The organism is Streptomyces polygonati, assembly GCF_042650325.1.
Classification (GTDB): domain Bacteria; phylum Actinomycetota; class Actinomycetes; order Streptomycetales; family Streptomycetaceae; genus Actinacidiphila; species Actinacidiphila polygonati.
Map to the genome: position 1 here is coordinate 190,575 of NZ_JBHSBB010000006.1, position 20,465 is coordinate 211,039.

The window sequence follows — 20,465 nt, forward strand, 5'->3', positions numbered from 1 at the left end:
GGCACCGCGTCCTGAGATCACCTGCTGAAGCCTCCGGTCCTTCGCCGCCCGATCCGCGCCCGCTCTCCGCCCAATCCCCGCAGGAGTCCGCCGTGCTCACCGCCCCTCCCGCCGCCTCCTCCCGGGCGCCCGCCGCCGGCGCGCCCCCGGGGCCGTCCGCCCGGCGCCCGCGCCCGCGCCGGATCGCCGCCGCGGTCTGGCCGTATCTGCTGATCGCCCCGACCGTGCTGGGCGCGGCGTTCCTGCTGGCCTATCCGCTGGTCCGCAACACCGTGATGTCCTTCCAGCACTTCGGTCTCGGCGAGCTGATCCGGGGCGGCGCGACCTGGGTCGGCTTCGCCAACTACCGCACGGTGCTGAGCGATCCGGAGTTCTGGACGGTGGTGCGGCGCACCCTGTGGTGGACCGCGCTGAATGTGGCGCTGATCATGCTGCTGGGCACGCTGATCGCGCTGATGCTGGCGCGGCTCGGCCGGCGGATGCGGCTGGCCGTGATGAGCGCGCTGGTGCTGACCTGGGCCACCCCGGTGATCGCGGCCACCACCATCTTCCAGTGGCTCTTCCAGTCGCGCTTCGGAGTGGTCAACTGGCTACTGGTGCGGCTGGGTTTCACCTCCTACCGCGACTACACCTGGTTCGCGCACGGCGGTTCCACCTTCGGCATCCTGGTGGCCCTGGTGGTGTGGCAGTCGGTGCCCTTCGCCGCGCTCACCCTCTACGGCGGACTGACCACCGTCCCGGCCGAGTTGTACGAGTCGGCGCGGATCGACGGGGCCGGCGGATGGCAGACCTTCCGGATGGTCACCTTCCCGATGCTGCGCCCGCTGTTCGCGCTGATCACCTCGCTCGAAGTGATCTGGTGCTTCAAGTGCTTCTCCCAGATCTGGGTGATCAGCCAGGGCGGCCCGAACAGCGCGACCACCACGCTGCCGATCTACGCCTTCCAGATCGCCCAGTCGCTGCACAAGTACGACCTCGGGTCGGCGGTGTCCACGCTGACCGTACTGATCCTGCTCGGGGCGCTGGTGTTCAACCTGCGCCGGATGTTCCGCCAGGAGGGCGCGCTGTGACCACCGCGACCGTACGCCCCGCCCCCGCGCCCCGCGCCCGTACCGCTACCCGAAGCAGAAGCAGATCCCTGCGGCGGCTGCCGCTGAACCTGGCGGCGCTGCTGACGGTGGCCGTGACCGCCTTCCCGGTCTACTGGATGCTGATCACGGCGCTGAAGCCGACCTCGGACATCCAGTCCGACCATCCGTCCTTCCTGCCGCTGCACCCGACGCTGGCGCACTTCCGTACCGCCGTGCACGCCGACGGCTTCGCCACCTTCTGGCGCAACAGCCTGACCGTGACGCTCGGCGCGGTACTGATGTCCCTGGTGGTGGCGCTGCTCGCGGCGTTCGCGGTGGGGCGGATGCGCTGGCGCGGCCGGCGGGCCTTCATCCTGCTGGTGTTCACCGCGCAGATGGCGCCCTGGGAGGCGCTGCTGATCCCGGTGTACGTGATCGCGCGGGACGCCGACATGCTCGACAAGCTGTCGACACTCACCCTGATCTACTTCATGACCACCCTGCCGTTCACCGTCGTGACGCTGCGCGGGTTCCTGGCCGCGATCCCGGTGGAGCTGGAGGAGGCGGCCCAGGTGGACGGCTGCACCCGGCCGCAGGCCTTCCGCCGGATCACCTTCCCGCTGCTGGCGCCGGGACTGCTGTCCACCTCGCTGTTCGGCTTCATCACGGCCTGGAACGAGTTCGCGTTCGCCAACACGCTGATCATCACCCGGCAGGACGCGCGCACCCTGCCGGTGTGGCTGTCCTCCTTCAGCAATGTCTTCGGCACCGACTGGGGCGCCACGATGGCCGCCGCCACGCTGTTCATGCTGCCGGTCCTGGTGGTCTTCCTGCTGCTGCAGAAGCGGGTCACCTCCGGGATGACCGCCGGGGCCGTCAAGGGCTGAGCGCCCCGCCGCCCCGGAGCCTCCTCCCCTTCGCCTCCCCCTCCGCCGTCCCCTGTCCGCCGCTCCCCCGGCTTCCTGGAGACCACCGCTGTGATCATTCCGCGTCCCACCCAGCTGACCCGGATCCCCGGCCGGTTCACCTTCGACGAGAGCACGACGGTGCGGGCCGAGGGCGCCGCCCGGCCGGCGGCCGACCTGCTGCGTACGCTGCTGGCGCCCGCCACCGGACTGCCGCTGCGGTCCTCACCGGCCGGGCGGGTGGTGCTCGCCGTCGACCCCGAACTCGGCGGGCTCGGCGCCGAGGGCTACGGCCTCACCGCGAGCCCGGACGCGCTGCTGCTGCGGGCCGCGCGGCCCGAGGGCCTGCTGCGCGGGGTGCAGACCATCCGTCAACTGCTGCCCGTCGAGGCGCTGTCCCCGCGTCCGGTCGCTGGGGTGCCGTGGTGGATACCGGGTGTGCAGATCACCGATGTACCGCGCTTCGGCTGGCGGGGGGCGATGCTCGATGTCGCCCGGCGCTTCCAGCCGGTGTCGTATCTGCGGCGGTTCGTCGACCTGCTGGCGCTGCACAAGCTGAATGTGCTGCATCTGCACCTCACCGACGACCAGGGGTGGCGGATGCCGGTCGCCGCGTATCCGCGGCTGACCGAGGTCGGCGGGGTGCGGGCCCGCTCGATGCTGGGCCGGGCCGGCAGCGGCCGGTTCGACGACGAGCCGCACGCGGGCGCCTACACCAGCGCCGAACTGCGCTCGCTGGTCGCCTACGCCGCCGAGCGCGGGGTCGCGGTGGTGCCGGAGATCGAGATGCCCGGCCATGCCAGGGCCGCGCTGGCGGCCTACCCGGAACTGGGCAACGTCCCCGGGCGGCGGCTCGATGTGTGGACCGAGTGGGGCGTGTGCGAGAACGTCTTCGGGGTCCACGACGAGGTACTGGACTTCTGCCGGACCGTGCTCGGCGAGGTGATGGACGTCTTCCCCTCCCGGTATGTGCATGTCGGCGGGGACGAGTGCCCGGTCACCGAGTGGGAGACCAGTCCGGCGGCGCGGGCGCGGGCCGCCGAGGCCGGACTGGCCGCGCCCAAGGCGCTGCACGGCTGGTTCCTCGGCAGGATCGGGGAGTTCCTGCTCGACGCCGGGCGCACTCCGCTGTGCTGGGCGGACGACTCGGGCGCGCTGCCGCCGGAGTTCACCGTGATGCCGTGGCGGGACGCCGCCCACGGACTGTCCGCGGCCCGCCGCGGCCATCAGCTGGTGATGGCGCCGCACCGCGCCACCTACCTGGACTACCCGCAGTCCGACGACCCGGGCGAACCGCTCGGCCAGGCCGGCGAGGTGGTCGACCTGCGGGCCGTGCACGCGGGCGAGGCGGCGCCGTCCTCCTGGGAACCGGCCGCGGCGGCGCGGGTGCTGGGCACCCAGGCGCAGGTGTGGACCGAGTTCGCCCGCACCCCCGAACAGGTCGAGTACCTCACCTTCCCCCGGCTGTGCGCGCTCGCCGACCGGGCCTGGAACCCGGCGAGCCACTGGGCCACCGATTTCCTCCCCGCTCTCCAGCACCACGAGGCCCGTCTCGCGGCGCTGGGCGTCACCCACCGGGCCGTCGGGCTCGCCCGCCCCGGCCCCCTTCCGCGCACCACCTCTCACTGAAGTCCCCGAAGAACCCCCACTGTTGAAAGGGATCACCGTGTCAGGAAAGTTCCGCGTATCCGCCAGGGTCCGTACCGCGATGGCGGTGTGCACGGCCGCAGGGCTGGCCTGCGCCGCGCTCACCGCGCTGCCCGCGTCCGCGGCGCAGGACTCGCTCAGCGCCCAGTACCGCACAAGCGCGTCCGGGGCCACCGCCGACCAGGTCGAGCCATGGCTGGAGCTCACCAACACCGGCAGCACATCGGTGCCGTTGAGCCATGTCACCGTGCGCTACTACTTCAAGTCCGACGGACCCTCGGTCGGTTACAAGTTCGCCTGCTCCTGGGCGGTCAAGGGCTGCGCCAACATCACCGGCACCTTCGGCACCCTGACCAGCCCCACCGCGACCGCGGACCGCTATCTGGAGATCGGCTTCACCGCGGGGGCAGGCTCGCTCACCCCGGGGCAGAACACCGGTGACATGCAGCTGCGGTTCTACCGCGCCGACTGGCAGACGATCACCCAGTCCGACGACTACTCCTTCAGCGGCGCCCAGACCTCGTACGCCAACTGGTCGAAGGTGACCGTGCAGGACAACGGTTCGCTGGTCTGGGGCACCCCGCCGGCCGGCAACACCCCGACGCCCCCGCCCACCAGTCCGCCCACCACGCCGCCGACGGGGGGCGGTGGCACCGACCCCAACGCCCCCGCGCTGTTCGACGACTTCAGCTACAGCACCAGCTCGGACGCGGCCATCCAGCAGCACGGCTGGACGGTCAAGTCCGGGCAGGGCGGGCCGGGTGTGGCCGGGGCCACCTGGTCGCCGCAGGACCTCACCTTCGTCGCCGACGGCTCGGGCAAGGTGATGAACCTGAAGCTCACCACCGACGGCACCGCGGCCGGCACCCGCGAGACCGAGATCCAGACCACCGCGCAGAAGTTCAAGAACGGCACCTACGCGGCCCGGGTCAAGTTCAACGACACCCCGACCGGCGGCCCCGACGGCGACCACGTCAACCAGACCTTCTTCAACTTCACGCCGCTGAACGCCCCGATGGACCCCAACTACAGCGAGCAGGACTTCGAGTACCTGCCCAACGGCGGCTGGGGCGAGACGCAGAACATCATGTACGAGACGTCCTGGGAGACGTACAACCCGGACCCGTGGAACGCGGTCAACACCCACGGCCAGCAGTACGAGAGCCTGGACGGCTGGCACAATCTGCAGATCACCATCGACAACACCAGCATCACGTATTACATCGACGGCCAGGTGGTGGCCACCCACGGCGAGCCCTACCTGCCCGAGGGCGGCCAGTTCATCGACTTCAACCACTGGCTGATCGACCTGGCCGGCCAGACCGGCAGCACCCCCCGCTCGTACAACGAGCAGGTCGACTACGTGTACTTCGTCAAGGACCAGGTGCTGAGCCCGGCGCAGGTCCAGTCCGCGGTGTCCGGTCTGCGGACGGCCGGCACGGCCTTCAAGGACACCGTTCCGTCGAGCTGACCCCGGCTTTCCCGGCGGCCGTCCGCGCTCCCGCGCTCCGCGAGGGAGCGCGGGCGGCCTGGCCCCGGCCCGTCCCGTCCCGCCCCCCGGATTTTCTGTTATCCGCAGGTCGTGGCACCGTCTCCTGTTCGAGGGCAGAGAACGGATACGAGATGGGGCTGTGATGCGCGCAGGCGATCGGGTCGGTCCGGACCCCGGGATGGTGGTCGCGGCTCGGGCAGGAGACCAGCGGGCGCTGGACCTGCTGGTCGCGGAGTGTCTCCCGCTGGTCTACAACATCGTCGGCCGTGCGCTGGACGGGCACGACGATGTGGACGACGTGGTGCAGGAGACGCTGCTGCGGGTGGTGCGCGGGCTCGGTGAGCTGCGCGACCCGGCGGCCTTCCGCTCCTGGCTGGTGGCGATCGCGGTACGGCAGGTACGGGACCGCGAGCAGGCCCGCAAGGCGTCCTGGCACCAGCAGACGGCGCTGGACGCGGCCGAGCTGATACCCGACCCGGCCTCCGACTTCGCCTCGGTGACGATCCTGCGGCTGGGTCTGACCGACCAGCGCCGGGAGATCGCCGAGGCCACCCGCTGGCTCGAACCCGACGACCGGACGCTGCTGGCACTGTGGTGGCTGGAGGAGACCGGCGACATCGGCCGCTCCGAACTGGCCGGCGCGCTCGGGCTGAGCCGGCAGCACGCTGCGGTGAAGGTCCAGCGGATGAAGGAGCAGCTGGAGACCTCCAGGACCGTGGTGCGGGCGCTGGGCGCCGCCGAGAGCTGCGAGGAACTGCACCAGCTGGCCGGCGGCTGGGACGGCGTGCCCAGTCCGCTGTGGCGCAAGCGCTTCGCCCGCCATGTGCGCAACTGCGAGACCTGCGGCCGGGTCGGCGGTGTGCTGATGCCGATGAGCCGCCTGCTCAGCGGGCTGCCGCTGCTGCCGGTACCGATCGGCATGCCCTTCGCCGCACCCCACCTGGGCCTGGGCCCGATGCCCGCGCACTCCGCGGCGCCCCCCGTACCCTCCTCCCAGGCCGCCCCCCCAGCGGCCCCGCGCACCGCTCCGCACCCCCACCCCCCGGTGCGGAGCGGTGCGCGACGAGGGGCCCATGGCGCGCGCCGGGCCAGGCCCCGGCTGCCGCACGGCCCGTTCGGGGTGCCGGCCGCCGCGATGGGCGCCGTCGCCGCGGTCGCGGCCGGCACACTGCTGGCCGTCCACCTGGCGGCCGGCGGGCCGGCGCCCGCGGCGCATGCCGCGAGCGCGGCCACCACCCGGCCGTCCGCGACCCTCCAGGTCACCACGACTCCCCCGACGACGCCTTCGAAGTCGCCGGCGGCCAAGCGCACCACGAAGCCGCCGACCCGGAAGCCCACTCCCAGGCCCAGCACGCACGCCCCCACCAGGACTCCGGTGGCCCCGCCGCCGGCGCCCCCCGCGCCGCCGGTGTCCTCGGTCCGCAAGGGCGTCGGCGTCTGGTCGTTCAACGGTGTGAACACCGCGCTGGCCAAGTCCGGCGCCGGCTGGTACTTCACCTGGTCCGCCAGCCACTCGGGGATCAGCGGCCCCGGCTTCGTGCCGATGATCTGGGGCGCCAAGAGCGTGGACGCCGCCACGCTGGCGCAGGCCAAGCAGGCCGGTCCGTATCTGCTGGGCTTCAACGAGCCCGACATGGCGCAGCAGTCCAATATGACGGTGGATCAGGCGCTGTCGCTGTGGCCGAAGCTGATGGACACCGGCCAGGTGCTCGGCAGCCCGGCGGTGGCCTACGGGGGCGACACCGCCGGCGGCTGGCTGGACCGCTTCATGTCCGGGGCGAAGACGAAGGGCTACCGCGTCGACTTCATCGCCCTGCACTGGTACGGCGGCGACTTCACCACGCCGGACGCGGTCGCGCAGCTGAAGTCCTATCTCCAGGCGGTCTGGAACCGCTATCACAAGCCGATCTGGCTCACCGAGTTCGCGCTGATCGACTTCTCCAACGGCACCCGCTTCCCGACCGACCAGCAGCAGGCCGCCTTCGTCACCTCCGCCACCAAGATGCTGGACGGCCTGTCCTGGCTCCAGCGCTACGCCTGGTTCGGACTGCCGGCCGACGACGCCAATCCGAGCAGCGGGCTGTTCCACAGCGGGCCGGTCGAGACCGACGCCGGGCGGGCCTTCGAAGCGGCGCGCTGAGCGGGCTCAGCCGGCCTCGAACCGCACGTCACGGACCCGCGCGGCCGGATCGGAGGCGGCGAGCAGCCGGGCGCCCTCCTCGGCGAGGGCGTCCCGGTCGGCGGCCTTCAGCTCGGCGAAGGGGGCGACGACCACCGCGGCCGTCCCCTTCGCCCGGTCGAACCGCCAGGTGCCGCCGACGAAGCCGTCGATGAGGACGGTGCCGCGCACCAGCCCGTTCACGGTGATCACCCGTGTCTTCGGCGCGTCGCCGAGGATGCGGGTGCGGTCGGCGTGCGACAGGACGAGATTGTCGAACTCGGCGACGAAGCGGGGGCTCACCTCGGTCGCCGGGTCGGTGAGCGGCGCGTCCGGCAGGTCATGGAGCACCCGGCCGTCCTCGGCGGTGTACGTCAGGAGGTCCAGGTCGCGGAAGACGCTCCTGAGGCCGGTCAGGCCGCACCACTTCTGCATGTCGGCGGGTGTCGCGGGCCCGTACGCGGCCAGATAGCGGCGGACCAGGCCGGCCGGGTCGGCGTCCGCGGCGAGCGGCGCGCCGAGCCAGTCGTCGAGCGGGGCGTAGCGCGGGACGCCGCCGACGCCCCACACCCCGCGCGGCGGCAGCTGGACCAGCGGCGTCCACGCGCGCAGCGCGACGACCAGGGACTCCGGGTCGGCGCGGGGAAAGCGCTCGCCCAGTACGGCCCTCAACTCCCCTGGGCCGAGGGGTGATTCGCCGAGCGCCTGCCGTCCGTGCGCGACCAGCGCGTCCCGGTCCACGCCGGTGATCCCGGCCGCGAAGCGGGAGGAGCGCAGATCCCGCTCGAACTTCGGCTGGAGCCAGGTGCGCAGCCGCAGCGCGTCCGCGGCCGTCACCAGGTGCACGGTGTTGCGCATCAGCACGAGCCGCACCAGCCGCCGCCGGGTGAGCAGTTGGCCGAGGTGGTCGAAGTCGAAGCGCGCCAGGCGCGTCCACAGTCCCGGGTAGGGGGTGGTGGGGACCTGCGTCTGGAGGCCTATCAGGTGGGCGACGGCCTCCTCGGCGCCCATGTCGGCCCGCTTCAGTAGGAGTTGGCGGTCGAGCAGGGTGCGGTTGAGGGTGCGGCGGTCGAGGACGGTGGCGGGCATGGGCTCACCGTAGAGGCGACTGCGGACAATTCCGGTCAGCGGGCGGCGGGGTCCGCGCAGGCCCGCCGGGGCGGGCGGCGGGCGCCCCGGCCGGGTGTCACGCCGCCGGGTAGCCCGCCCGGCGGGTTGCCGGGTGCGGGGCGTCGTGGTGGATCGGGGTGTGCGCGCCGGTCAGCGGCCGGCCGCTGCCGCCGTTGCGGAAGGCGACGATCTCCGCGGCGATGGACAGCGCGGTCTCCTCCGGGGTGCGCGCGCCGAGGTCCAGTCCGATCGGCGAGTGCAGCCGTGCCAGGTCGAGTTCGGTCACCCCCGTCTCCCGCAAGCCGTCGAGCCGTCGCAGATGGGTGCGGCGCGAACCCATCGCGCCGACATAGCCGACGGGCAGCCGCAGCGCCCTTTCCAGCAGCGGGATGTCGAACTTCGGGTCGTGGGTGAGCACGCAGACCGCGGTACGGGCGTCCACCCGGCGGGCGCTGGTCTCGGCGTCGAGATAGCGGTGCGGCCAGTCGGCGACCACCTCGTCGGCGTCGGGGAAGCGCTGCCGGGTGGCGAACACCGGCCGCGCGTCGCAGATCGTCACCCGGTAGCCGAGGAAGCGGCCGGCCCGGGCCAGCGCGGCGGCGAAGTCGATGGCGCCGAACACCAGCAGCCGGGGCGGCGCCAGGCTCGATTCGACCAGCAGGGTGATCGGCCGGCCGCAGCGGCTGCCGTCGGCGCCGATCACCACCGTGCCGGTGCGGCCGGCCGAGAGCAGTGCGAGCGCCTCACCGGCCGCGTAGCGGTCCCGCTCCGGGTCGCCGAGCGATCCGGACCGGCTGCCGTCCCCGCGCACCAGCAGGGCCAGGCCCAGCAGCTCGGCCGGGCCCTCGACGACCCGGGCCAGCGCGGCCGGCCGGGCCGCGGCGGCGGCGGCCAGCGCGCCGACCAGTTCGGGGCGGGCGGCGGGCTCGACCCGCTGGATGAGGATGTCGATCTCGCCGCCGCAGGTCAGGCCGACCGCGAAGGCGTCCTCGTCCGAGTAGCCGAAGCGTTCCAGCGACGCCTGCGGGCCCCCCGCCAGCGCCTCCTGGCACAGCTCGTAGACCGCGCCCTCGACACACCCGCCGGACACGCTCCCGATCACGGTGCCGTCGCCGTCCACGGCGAGCGCGGCCCCCGGCTGCCGCGGCGCGCTGCCCCCGGTGGCGACCACGGTCGCCACCGCGAACGGCCGGCCGCGTTCGCACCAGCCGACCAGCTCTTCGGCGATGTCCAGCATGGTGGTCAACTCCCCTCGGGTCGGGTCTCCTCGGCGCCGGGTCCGGGCGGACGGCCCGCGGTCACGTTCCGGTCAGGTGTTCCGGCCGGACCGGGGTCCTGGCGAGTTCCAGCCCGGTGGCCTGCCGGATGGCGGCGAGCACGGCCGGCGTGGACGACAGGGTCGGGGCCTCGCCGACGCCCCGCAGCCCGTACGGGGCCCGGGTGTCGGCGAGTTCGAGGATGTCGACCGGGATGGTCGGCGTGTCGAGGATGGTCGGGATGAGGTAGTCGGTGAAGGAGGGGTTTCGGACTTTCGCGGTCCTCGGATCGATGACGATCTCCTCCATCACCGCCACGCCGAGGCCCTGGACGGTGCCGCCCTGGATCTGGCCGACGACCGACAGCGGGTTGAGCGCCTTGCCCACGTCCTGGGCGCAGGCGAGTTCGACCACTTTGACCAGGCCGAGTTCGGTGTCGACCTCGACCACCGCGCGGTGGGCGGCGAAGGAGTACTGCACATGGCCGTGGCCCTGGCCGGTGCGCAGGTCGAACGGCTGGGTCGGCCGGTGCCGGAACTCCAGCTCCAGGTCGACGCTCTCGCCCTCCAGCACGTCCGCGAGATCGGCCAGCGCCTCGCCGCCGTCGGTGACGACCTTGCCGTCCTCCAGCAGGAGTTCGGCGGTGGCCCACGCCGGGTGGTGGCTGCCGAACTTGCCGCGGCCGATGTCCAGCACCTTCTCCCGTACCGCCTCGCAGGTGTTCTTCACCGCGCCGCCGGTCATGTACGTCTGCCGGGAGGCGGAGGTGGAGCCGGCCGAGCCGACCCGGGTGTCGGCGGGCTGGATGGTGACCTGGGTGACGCCGAGTTCGGAGCGGGCGATCTGGGCGTGCACGGTGACGCCGCCCTGGCCGACCTCGGCCATCGCGGTGTGCACGGTGGCCACCGGCTCGCCGTTGATGACCTCGATCCGCACCCGGGCGGTGGAGTAGTCGTCGAACCCCTCGGAGAAACCGACGTTCTTGATGCCGACCGCGTAGCCCACCCCGCGGACCACGCCCTCGCCGTGCGTGGTGTTGGACAGGCCGCCGGGCAGCGCCCGTACGTCGGCGCCCTCGGTGGTCTCCCACTGCCGTGCGGGCGGCAGCGGGAGGGACTTGACCCGGCGCAGCAGTTCGGCGACCGGCGCGGGCGAGTCCACCGGCTGGCCGGTCGGCATGATCGTGCCCTGCTCCATGGCGTTGCGCTGCCGGAACTCCACCGGGTCCAGGCCGAGTCGGGCGGCGAGCTTGTCCATCTGGGCCTCGTAGGCGAAGCAGGCCTGGACCGCGCCGAAGCCGCGCATCGCGCCGCAGGGCGGGTTGTTGGTGTAGAGGGCGACGGCTTCGATGTCCACGTCGTCGATGACGTAGGGGCCGGCCGACAGCGAGGCGGCGTTGCCGACCACGGCCGGCGAGGAGGAGGCGTAGGCGCCGCCGTCCAGCACGATCCGGCAGCGCATATGGGTGAGCTTGCCGTCGCGGGTGGCGCCGTGCTCATACCAGAGCTTGGCGGGGTGGCGGTGCACATGGCCGAAGAAGGACTCGAAGCGGTTGTAGACGATCTTGACCGGCTTGCCGGTGCGCAGGGCCAGCAGGCAGCCGTGGATCTGCATCGACAGGTCCTCACGGCCGCCGAAGGCGCCGCCGACGCCGGACAGCGTCATCCGGACCTTGCTCTCCGGCAGGCCGAGCACCGGGGCGATCTGCCGCAGGTCGGAGTGCAGCCACTGGGTGGCCACGTACAGGTCGACGCCGCCGTCCTCGGCCGGCACCGCGAGCCCGGACTCGGGGCCGAGGAACGCCTGGTCCTGCATACCGAAGACATAGCTGCCGCTGACGACGACATCGGCCCGCCGGGCGGCCTCGTCGGCGTTCCCGCGCACCACCGGCTGCCGGTGCACGATGTTGGGGTGCGGGACATGGCCGATGTGGTGGTCGTCGCGGTCCTCGTGCACCAGCGCCGCGCCCGGCCCGGTGGCGGACGCCTCGTCGGTGACGACGGGCAGCTCTTCGTACACGATCCGGATCTTCGCGGCGGCCCGGCGCGCGGTCTCCGGGTGGTCGGCGGCCACCAGGGCGACCGGCTCGCCGTGGTGGCGGACCTTGCCGTGGGCCAGCACGGGCGTGTCGCGGATCTCCAGGCCGTAGTGCCTGACCTCGGTCGGCAGGTCGTCGTAGGTCAGCACCGCGTACACCCCGGGGACGGCCAGCGCCTCGGCGGTGTCGACGGACAGGATCCTGGCGTGCGCGACGGTGCTGCGCAGGGTGTGGCCCCACAGCATGTCCTCGTGCCACAGGTCGGAGGAGTAGGCGAATTCGCCGGTGACCTTGAGGATGCCGTCGGGGCGGAGCGTGGACTCGCCGATGCCGCCCTTGGTGACCGAGCCCTGGGTGAGGCCGGCGGGGACGCGGCCGGGAAGGCGGCCGGAGACAGGCCCGGGAGCGGCGGCGGCGCCGGACCCCTCGCTCATGGCGGTCATGGCGCTCACACCGCCTGGCGCGTGCGGGCGGCGGCCAGGCGCACCGCGTCGAGGATCTTCTCGTAGCCGGTGCAGCGGCACAGATTGCCCGACAGCGCCTCGCGGATGTCGCCGTCGGAGGGATCGGGGTGGCGCTCCAGCAACTCGTCGGCGGTGACCAGCAGTCCGGGGGTGCAGAAGCCGCACTGCACGGCGCCGGCGTCCACGAACGCCTGCTGGATCGGGGCGAGTTCGCCGCCCGGGCCGGCCAGGCCCTCCACGGTGTCGACCGCGCGGCCTTCGGCCTGGCCTGCGGCCACCAGGCAGGAGCAGACCGGCACCCCGTCCAGCCGGACCGTGCAGGAGCCGCATTAACCCTGCTCGCAGGCGTTCTTGGAGCCGGGCAGGCCGAGCCGCTCGCGCAGGACGTACAGCAGGCTCTCGCCCTCCCAGACGTCGTCCGCGTGCTGCGGGCGGCCGTTGACGGTGAAGGTCACGCGCATGACTCGCTCCTCTCTTCTCCGCGGTACTCCCGCCAGGTCCAGTCCAGGGTGCGGCGGGCCAGCACGCCCAAGGCGTGCCTGCGGTAGGCCGCGGTGCCGCGCACGTCGTCGATCGGGTTGGCGGCGGCGGCCACCAGGGTGGCGAACTGCCGTGCCACCGGGGCGGGTACGGCGCCGCGGCTGTCCCACAGTCCCTCCTCGTCGAGCGCGGCGGCCAGGAACTCCTCGGCCGCCTTCGCCCGGATCGGAGTCGGCGCGGCCGAGCCGATGCCGGTACGGACGGTCCGGGTGTCCGGGTGCAGCGCGACACCGAGGGCGCACACCGCGATCACCATGGCGTTGCGGGTCCCGACCTTGGAGAACTGCTGCGGCCCGGTCGCCTTCTTCAGGCGCACCGCCCGGATCAGCTCGTCGGGCGCCAGCGCGTTGCGCTTCACGCCGAGGTAGAAGTCGTCGACCGGGATCAGCCGGGTGCCGCGTACCGACACCGCCTCGACCTCGCCGCCGCCGGCCAGCAGCGCCGGGTGGGCGTCCCCGGCCGGGGAGGCGGTGCCGAGATTGCCGCCGACGCCGCCGCGGTTGCGGATCTGCGGGGAGGCGACCGTGTGGGCGGCCAGCGCGAGACCCGGCAGTTCGGCGCGCAGGGACTCCATGATCCGGCTGTAGGGGACGCAGGCGCCCAGCCGTACGGTGTCCGCGCCGACCTCCCACTCCTGGAGTTCGCCGATCCGGTTCAGGTCCAGCAGATACTCCGGCCTGCGGTGGTCGAAATTGATCTCGACCATCACATCCGTGCCGCCCGCGATGGGCACGGCCCCGGGGTGCGCGGCCTTCGCGGCCAGCGCTTCCTCCCAGTCGGCGGGGCGCAGGAAGTCCATGGATGTCCCTCCTCGGATCCCGCTCTCGCGGGCGCTGCCGGGTGTCCTCATCTTGAGCAACGCACACGGCACCCGACCAGTACACGGCAGCGCACCCGTTCGGGTGCAGTCACCGAAACCATGAAGGGTTCGGCCGGCCGGCAGGCAGGTCTTGTAGATTCCTCCGAAAAGGCCGGTTCGGAAACCTGTCGGCATCCGGCCGGCAACACCGTTGGAACGGCTTCCCCGTCACCCTGGGTGCTCACGGACTGCTCACGACAAGGCGACGACGATGCGGCTGCGCGCACTGCTGGACACCGAAGCTCTCGGGCTGCGCCTGCTCGGCGGCCGCCAGGAGCTGGACCGTACGGTACGCGGGGTCATGACCACGGATCTGCGGGACCCGAGCCGCTATCTCACCGGCGGCGAACTGGTGCTCACCGGGCTCGCCTGGCGGCACGGCCCGGCCGACTCCGAGCCCTTCGTACGGATCCTGGCCGGCGCCGGGGTGGCGGCCCTGGCGGCCGGCGAGGCGGGCCTGCCCTCCGTCCCGGCCGATCTGGTGGAGGCCTGCGCCCGCCACCGGCTGCCGCTGTTCGCGGTGGACGAGCGGGTGGCCTTCGCGGCCATCACCGAGTACGTCGTCCGGCAGGTGTCCGCCGAACGGGCCGGCGACCTGGCGGCGGTCGTCGAACGGCACCGGCGGCTGATGTCGTCCGGCCCGCCCGGCGGCGGCCCGGACGCGGTGCTCGACCTGCTCGGCAGCGACCTGGACCTGCGCGCGTGGGTGCTGTCCGCCACCGGGCGGGAGATCAGCGGCTCGGACCGCCCGCTGCCCGCCGCGCTGCGCGCCGAGCTGGCCGGCGCCGCGCAGGCGGCGGCCCGCACCGCCCGCCCGGCACCGCACCGGGTGGCCGTGCAGGGCGGCCGTACGTTCTCGCTCTTCCCGGTCCGCGCGGGCTCCGGGGCGCCGGACGTACGGGCGACGGTGCTGTCGGACTGGTTCCTGGCGGTGGCGGCGGACGCCGGCGAGTGGCCGCCGGAGCGGCTGGACCTGCTGCACGGGGTGGCGCAGCTGGTGGCGGTCGAACGCGACCGGCGCGACGCGGCCCGGGCGGTGCGGCGGCGGCTGGCCGCCGAGGTCTTCGAGCTGGTGGCGGGCGGCGCCCCGCCGGCCGAGATCGGCGCCCGGCTGCGGGCGGCGGCCCCGGTCCTGGTGCCGGGCGCGGCCGAGGTCCCGCGGTGGCAGATCGTGGTCGCCCGGGTGGAATGGGCGGGCGGCGAGGTGCCCTCGGGCCCGGTGGCGCAGTCCCTGCTGGAGGAGGCGCTGCCCGACCCGGCCGAGTCGGGCCCCGGCGCGGGCGACCGGATCGCGGTCGCGCACGCGGACGACAAGGCGATGGCGCTGGTGCCGCTGCCGCGCCGGCCGGCTTCCGGCCGGGCGGGCGCACCGCCGGCGGCGGGCGGCGAGCCGGGCGGCGGCGCGGCGGCCCCGTACGCGGTCCCCGCCGCCGACGAGGACGACGGGGACGGCGGTCCGCTGCCGCTGGCCGCCGGACGGCTGCTGGAGGCGCTGCGCGGGCCGATGTCGCGCGGGCTCGGCGAGGACGGACGGCTGACCGTCGGCCTCAGCGCGGCCGTCCACGCGCCGGAGGCACTGCGCGGCGCCCTGGAGGAGGCCCGGCACGCCCGCAGGGTGGCGGCGGCCAGACCCGGCCGGGTGTGTGTGGCCGGGCACGAGGAACTGGCCTCGCACGTCCTGCTGCTGCCCTTCGTGCCCGACGACGTCCGCCGCGCCTTCACCGCCCGGCTGCTCGATCCGCTGCGGGCCTACGACCGGCGGCACCGCGCCGAGCTGATCGCGACGCTGGAGGCGTTCCTGGAGTGCGACGGGTCCTGGACCCGGTGCGCGACGCGGCTGCACTTGCACGTCAACACGCTGCGGTACCGCGTCGGGCGGATCGAGCAGCTCACCGGACGGGACCTGGCCCGCCTGGAGGACAAGCTGGACTTCTTCCTCGCGCTGCGGATGAGTTGACGCCCGGAGGCTTCTCACGGGTCTGCCGGGCCCGTCAAGGGCGGGGCATTCGTGATCCCTTTCACAAGAAGTGATCTCCGACCCCTTGGCGCGGGCCCCCTCCGCGTGCTGGACTTCCGCCACTGGCGGTCAACTGGCGGACATCTCTCGGACAACTGCGCGGCCGGCCGCCGGTGGGGTACTTGCTGGGGTATTTGCTCACACTGGCTCGATGACGCGCTTGGGGGAGAGGCTGTGGCGGACACCGCCCTGTCGGAATCTGTGGTCGGGGTACCGGACGTCTGGCGGCTGCGGGCACGCGGCTGCTGGTCCGAGGCGGCGGCGCTGCTCGCCCCCTTCTGCGAGGACGACGCGGGGGCGGCGCTGAGCAGAGCGACGCTGCTGGTCGAGGGATGCTTCTACCAGCTCGACGGCTGGGCGGAGGCGGAGGACGCGCTGCGCCTGGCCGAGGCGCTGGCCGGCACCGACGAGGAGCGCGGCGGGGCGGCCTCCGAGCGGGGCTTCCTTGCCTACGGGGCGACCCTGCATTCGGTACGGGACCGGGCCGACGAGGCGCGGTCCGCCTACGGGCGCAGCGCGGCCCTACTGTCCCCCGGGTCCCCCGGGCGCCCGCTGCTGGACTTCCGGCGCGGTCTGGTCGCCGAGAACATCGCCGTCAATCCGGCCGCCGCCCGCGCCGCCTTCCGCCGCGCGCACGCCGGCGCGGTCGCCCACGGCGACACGTTCCTCACCTCCTTCACCTGGCGCCACCTGGCCGGCCTGGCCGCCGCCGAGGGCGACCTGGCCGAAGCGCGCCACGGCTTCGCCGAATCCCTGCGCATCCGGGTCTCCCTGGGCCACCTCGTCGGCACCGCCCCGGCGATGCTCTCCCTCGCCGAGGTCGAGCCCGACGACATCGCCGAACGCCTCCACGCCGAGGCCGCCCGCCTCTACGAACTCCTCAACGGCATCCCGGCCTGGCTGGCCCCGGCCTTCACGGCCTAGCCGAGGCCCCTCGGGGCGGGGCGGGGCGCCCCCCATGTCCGCCCCTCCCGGGCGGCGCGGACTACTTGGGTAGCCCCCGAACCCGGCGGGCAAACACCCCGCCGGGGGCACCCCGGCGGGGTGCCCCCGCCCCTTACGGCACAGCCCCGCAGGGCCACGCCCGGAGGGACCTCCGGGCACGGACCACCCCCTCTTGTCCGCGCCCTCCGGAGCACCCCGGAGACCCTCCGGCGCGGACGGCTCCGGGGCACACCGGGCCCGAAGGGCGAACACCCCCCAAGGGGGCACCCCGGCCCGGCCGGCCCCGACCCTCGCCGCCCCCTCCCGGGCACCCCGGAACACCCCCAGCGCGGACGGCTCCGGGACACCCGAGCCCGGAGGGCGAACGCCCCGCCAGGGAACACCTCGGCCCGGCCGGCCCCGGCCCCCGCCCCCTCCTGTCCGCGCCCTCCCGGGCACCCCGGAACACCCCCAGCGCGGACGGCTCCGGGACACCCGAGCCCGGAGGGCGAACGCCCCGCCAGGGAACACCTCGGCCCGGCCGCCCCCGACCCTCGCCGCCCTCCTGTCCGCGCCCTCCGGGGCACCCCGGAAATCCTCCGGCGCGGACGGCTCAGGGGCACCCCGAGCCCGGAGGGCGAACGCCCCGCCGGAGGCGGAACCATCGGGCGGGGGCCCGGAGGTCCGCTAACCCCAGGTGGAACCGGAGAAGTGCTCCCGGGCCAGGGACTCCACCGTCAGGATGTCGCCGGCGATCAGGGCCTCCAGCAGCACGCTGTGCTCGGTCGCGTCGGCGAGGAGGGCGGCGGGGCGGGTCGGGGAATGGGAGCCGGGGTGGGGGGCGGGCAGGGGGAACTGGGCGCGGCGGTGGAGTTCGTCGGCGACCGAGACCAGCTGGAGGTTGCCGGAGAACTCCAGCAGCGCGCGGTGGAAGGCCCGGTCCGACTCCGCGTAGGCGGCCCGGTCGCCGAGCGCCGCCGCCGCGACCGTCGCCGCCGCCAGCGGCCGCAGCGCCTCCCAGCGGCCGGGGGCCACGCTGCGGGCCAGCGCCAGCACCACCGGGACCTCCAGCAGCGCCCGTACCGCCGCCAGCTCGGCGAGATCACGGGCGGTGCGCTCGGCGATCCGGAACCCGCGGTTCAGCAGCACCTCGACAGCCCCCTCCCGCGCCAGCAGCTGCATCGCCTCGCGTACCGGCGTGGCCGACACCCCGTAGCGGGCGGCCAGCGCGGGCGCGGAGTGCACCGACCCGGGCGTGAGCTCCCCGCCGACGATCTCGGCGCGCAACGCGGCGAGCACCTGGTCACGTACCGAGAGCCGCTCCGGCATCCGCCGGACGGGAAAATCGGCCCCGGCACCCTCGGCGCCCGCCGTGGGCTCGCGCGGGTCTGGCACCCGGGTGCGCACGGCTCGGTCCACCGGGTCCCTTCCTGTCGGCTGTCAACCGGCTGGACACCGGATGCGCGGTCGCGCCGACCATCACCCGGCCGACGCGGTGCCGTCAGGTTAACCCGCGCGCGCCACGCCGTGAGGAAGGTGACCCTTACCACACCGGCGGTCACCTCTCCCGGACGTGCCGGGCGATCCCGCGGCCCGGGGCGGTTGAAGCCGACGGGCCGTCATATACCCTCACCGCAAGGGGCTGTTCAGCCAGAAATGGCCGCACCGACCGCCCCTTCCCCACCATCAGCCCCCGCAGGGCCCGTTCGGGCCGTCCGCGGGCGCGCAATACGGACCGGATCGACCACCGGGCGTATGCGCGGTGGGCGGTCACGCTACGATTCCGGTCAACTCAGCTGTTCTGGCACGAGAGTTCGAGCACCTGACGCCAAACGCGTGCTCTTGCGCCATAACGTCTGCACGTATCCGCGCTCTTCGCAATGATGTCGGTCGTAAGCAGATCCCGCGACCCGAGCGCGACGGAAGCGACACGAGGATTCGCACATGAGACTTACCGACATTTCGCTGAACTGGATGATTTCGGGCGCCGTCGGCCTGGTCGTCCTGGCTGCCTGCGTCGTCGTCCTCCGCAACCGCCGCACGGCCGGCGCGGACGCACAGGGGGATTCGTGGGAGCGCAGTGAGGAACGGCGGCGGCGCAAGGAGGCCTTCTACGGAAGCGCGTCCTATGTGCTGCTGTTCTGCTGCGCCGCGGTCGCCGCCGCGCTTTCCTTCCACGGCCTGGTCGGATTCGGCCAGCAGAACCTCGGGCTGACCAACGGCTGGGAATACCTCGTGCCGTTCGGCCTGGACGGCGCCGCGATGTTCTGCTCGGTGCTGGCGGTCCGCGAGGCCAGCCACGGTGACGCGGCCCTCGGCTCGCGCATGCTGGTGTGGCTGTTCGCCGGCGCCGCGGCCTGGTTCAACTGGGTGCACGCCCCGCGCGGCATCGAGCACGCCGGCGCGCCGCAGTTCTTCGCCGGCATGTCGCTGTCCGCCGCGGTGCTCTTCGACCGCGCGCTGAAGCAGACCCGCCGGGCCGCGCTGCGCGAACAGGGCCTGGTGCCGCGTCCGCTGCCGCAGATCCGGATGGTGCGCTGGCTGCGGGCGCCGCGCGAGACGTACGGCGCCTGGTCGCTGATGCTGCTGGAGAACGTACGGTCGCTGGACGAGGCGGTCGAGGAGGTCCGCGAGGACAAGCGGCAGCGCGAGCAGCACGCGCTGCGCCGCCGTGACCACGACCGCCTGGAGCGGGCCCGGATCAAGGCCTTCAACCGCCAGCACCGCCCCTGGCCGCGCGGCCCCCGCGGCGGCCGTCAGGTGGAACTGCCCTCGGCGGGCGCCACCGGCGGTCAGGCCGTATCGGAGCCTGCCATAGGAGCTTCGGCGGAGCCCCCGGCCGGCGAACTCCCGGTACGGGCCCGCCCGGCCCTCCAGCCGGTACGTGAGGAGGGGCAGCCCGTCCACTCGTCCGACCAGTCCGCCGTGTCGTCCGCGACCGCGCAGGAGACGGCCAGGTCGGCCTTCACCGTGGACCTGACCGCCGAGGACGACACCTTGACGCTGCCCCGGCTCGACTCGCTGGAGCGCAAACTGTCCGACCTGGAGCGGCAGTTCGGCTGATTTCCGCCGTGCGGGGCCGGGCCGGGCGACCCGGGACCGGCCCCGCACCGGGAAGCGGGACTTCGACAGCGGTGTGGCCCCGGGAGGGCGAACTCTCCCGGGGCCACACCGCTTTCGTGCTCGCCGCGGCACGCTCAGGCCGCCTCCTCGGCGTCCAGCTCGAACCACACCACCTTGCCGCCCTCCTGCGCCTGCGCGCCCCAGGCGTCGGCGAGCGCCTCGACCAGGATCAACCCGCGCCCGGAGGTGCCGTGTTCACCGGTGGCCAGCGCCCGCGAGACCGCGCCGGGCTCCGGAGCCCTGGGCCGCCGCGCGAGCGAGTCGCGCACCTCGACCCGCAGCCGGTGCGCGGGCCCCGATGTCAGGGTGGCGGTCAGCACGGCGCCGCCGGCGGTGTGCTGGAGTGCGTTGGTGAGGAGTTCGGTGGCGAGCAGCTCCGCCGTGTCCGACAGCGCCGGCACTCCCCAACTCCTCAGATGGTCGCGTAGCAGTCCGCGTGTCTCGGACACGGCGGGAAGGTCGGCCCGCCGTACCGCGTGCCGTAACCGATGCCCCGTGATATCCGTCTGCTTCCCCCGATCCGGTCTGCGCTTTTTCCTCCGTCGATAGGCATGCCCACCTCGTATGCGTCCAGTCATGCCGACCCGAAGTCACTGGCTGGTTCGGACCAACTCCTCAGTCAGAGAGTTGATACGTCCGATGTATTGCTGATCGAAGTCTTGACACGCCCGGTAACGGCGTCCACTCTGTGGCGCACTCATCCCATGTGTTTCTTGGATGTTGCGCCGCCAGTGTCGTATGTCCCGTTGCCTCGGGAGGGGCCGTGTACTCACCGCACCGCACATTCGGAACTCTCCGAATGGTCCGATCATCCGCTGTGGCTGTTGCCGCGCTGCTCGCGGCGGGTTTCCTTGTGCCCGCT

At 73.5% G+C, this 20,465-nt stretch carries 14 protein-coding genes and 1 pseudogene; 8 read left to right on the plus strand and 7 right to left on the minus strand.

The genetic code is table 11. The features are described from left to right. Positions 1–92: 92 nt before the first annotated feature. The 5 genes from ACFO3J_RS06260 to ACFO3J_RS06280 all read left to right on the plus strand — a co-directional run bounded on the left by ACFO3J_RS06260 (position 93) and on the right by ACFO3J_RS06280 (position 7,254). Positions 93–1,070, plus strand: a complete 978-nt coding sequence (locus tag ACFO3J_RS06260; protein WP_386426905.1) for a carbohydrate ABC transporter permease — start codon at positions 93–95, stop codon at positions 1,068–1,070. Next, positions 1,067–1,957, plus strand: coding sequence for a carbohydrate ABC transporter permease (locus ACFO3J_RS06265; RefSeq protein ID WP_386426907.1), 891 nt, complete (start codon positions 1,067–1,069; stop codon positions 1,955–1,957). Before ACFO3J_RS06260 ends, ACFO3J_RS06265 begins: the two co-directional genes overlap by 4 nt. A 90-nt stretch (positions 1,958–2,047) precedes the next feature. Then, on the plus strand, positions 2,048–3,604 hold the full coding sequence (locus ACFO3J_RS06270) for a beta-N-acetylhexosaminidase (RefSeq protein WP_386426908.1): 1,557 nt from the start codon (positions 2,048–2,050) through the stop codon (positions 3,602–3,604). A gap of 79 nt (positions 3,605–3,683) precedes the next feature. Then, complete coding sequence (locus ACFO3J_RS06275; RefSeq protein WP_386426944.1) at positions 3,684–5,093, plus strand: cellulose binding domain-containing protein; 1,410 nt, start codon at positions 3,684–3,686, stop codon at positions 5,091–5,093. A 163-nt stretch (positions 5,094–5,256) separates the two neighbouring features. Beyond that, entirely contained in the window at positions 5,257–7,254 is a 1,998-nt protein-coding gene (locus tag ACFO3J_RS06280) for a sigma-70 family RNA polymerase sigma factor (protein ID WP_386426909.1), read from the plus strand. Between the two features lie 6 nt (positions 7,255–7,260). Here ACFO3J_RS06280 and ACFO3J_RS06285 read toward each other — a convergent pair whose 3' ends face one another. The 5 genes and pseudogenes from ACFO3J_RS06285 to ACFO3J_RS06305 all read right to left on the minus strand — a co-directional run bounded on the left by ACFO3J_RS06285 (position 7,261) and on the right by ACFO3J_RS06305 (position 13,479). Then, positions 7,261–8,361 carry a winged helix DNA-binding domain-containing protein gene (locus ACFO3J_RS06285; RefSeq protein ID WP_386426910.1) on the minus strand — a complete coding sequence of 367 codons (1,101 nt, stop codon included), beginning with the start codon at positions 8,359–8,361 and terminating at the stop codon, positions 7,261–7,263. Between the two features lie 97 nt (positions 8,362–8,458). Beyond that, positions 8,459–9,619 (minus strand): XdhC family protein, encoded by a 1,161-nt coding sequence (locus ACFO3J_RS06290; RefSeq protein ID WP_386426945.1) that lies wholly within the window; start codon positions 9,617–9,619, stop codon positions 8,459–8,461. Positions 9,620–9,680: 61 nt separating this feature from the next. Further along, positions 9,681–12,119 carry a xanthine dehydrogenase family protein molybdopterin-binding subunit gene (locus ACFO3J_RS06295; protein WP_386426912.1) on the minus strand — a complete coding sequence of 813 codons (2,439 nt, stop codon included), beginning with the start codon at positions 12,117–12,119 and terminating at the stop codon, positions 9,681–9,683. 5 nt (positions 12,120–12,124) lie between these two features. Then, a pseudogene (locus ACFO3J_RS06300) lies at positions 12,125–12,601 on the minus strand ((2Fe-2S)-binding protein). Next, the gene (locus ACFO3J_RS06305) at positions 12,592–13,479 is read right to left on the minus strand and encodes an FAD binding domain-containing protein (RefSeq protein WP_386426914.1); all 888 of its coding nucleotides are present in this window, start codon (positions 13,477–13,479) and stop codon (positions 12,592–12,594) included. Before ACFO3J_RS06305 ends, ACFO3J_RS06300 begins: the two are co-directional and overlap by 10 nt. Positions 13,480–13,750: 271 nt before the next feature. Between ACFO3J_RS06305 and ACFO3J_RS06310 the strand changes: the two genes are divergently transcribed. After that, positions 13,751–15,496 carry a PucR family transcriptional regulator gene (locus ACFO3J_RS06310; RefSeq protein ID WP_386426916.1) on the plus strand — a complete coding sequence of 582 codons (1,746 nt, stop codon included), beginning with the start codon at positions 13,751–13,753 and terminating at the stop codon, positions 15,494–15,496. A 234-nt stretch (positions 15,497–15,730) separates the two neighbouring features. Continuing rightward, on the plus strand, positions 15,731–16,480 hold the full coding sequence (locus ACFO3J_RS06315; RefSeq protein WP_386426918.1) for a hypothetical protein: 750 nt from the start codon (positions 15,731–15,733) through the stop codon (positions 16,478–16,480). A gap of 687 nt (positions 16,481–17,167) precedes the next feature. Here ACFO3J_RS06315 and ACFO3J_RS06320 read toward each other — a convergent pair. Beyond that, entirely contained in the window at positions 17,168–17,899 is a 732-nt protein-coding gene (locus tag ACFO3J_RS06320) for a GntR family transcriptional regulator (RefSeq protein ID WP_386426919.1), read from the minus strand. Between the two features lie 525 nt (positions 17,900–18,424). On the opposite strand from ACFO3J_RS06320, the gene ACFO3J_RS06325 reads away from it, so the two are divergent. Continuing rightward, positions 18,425–19,543 carry a DUF2637 domain-containing protein gene (locus tag ACFO3J_RS06325; RefSeq protein ID WP_386426921.1) on the plus strand — a complete coding sequence of 373 codons (1,119 nt, stop codon included), beginning with the start codon at positions 18,425–18,427 and terminating at the stop codon, positions 19,541–19,543. A gap of 134 nt (positions 19,544–19,677) precedes the next feature. Here the strand turns inward: ACFO3J_RS06325 and ACFO3J_RS06330 are convergent, their stop codons facing one another. After that, on the minus strand, positions 19,678–20,052 hold the full coding sequence (locus tag ACFO3J_RS06330) for an ATP-binding protein (RefSeq protein WP_386426923.1): 375 nt from the start codon (positions 20,050–20,052) through the stop codon (positions 19,678–19,680). Positions 20,053–20,465 lie beyond the last annotated feature (413 nt).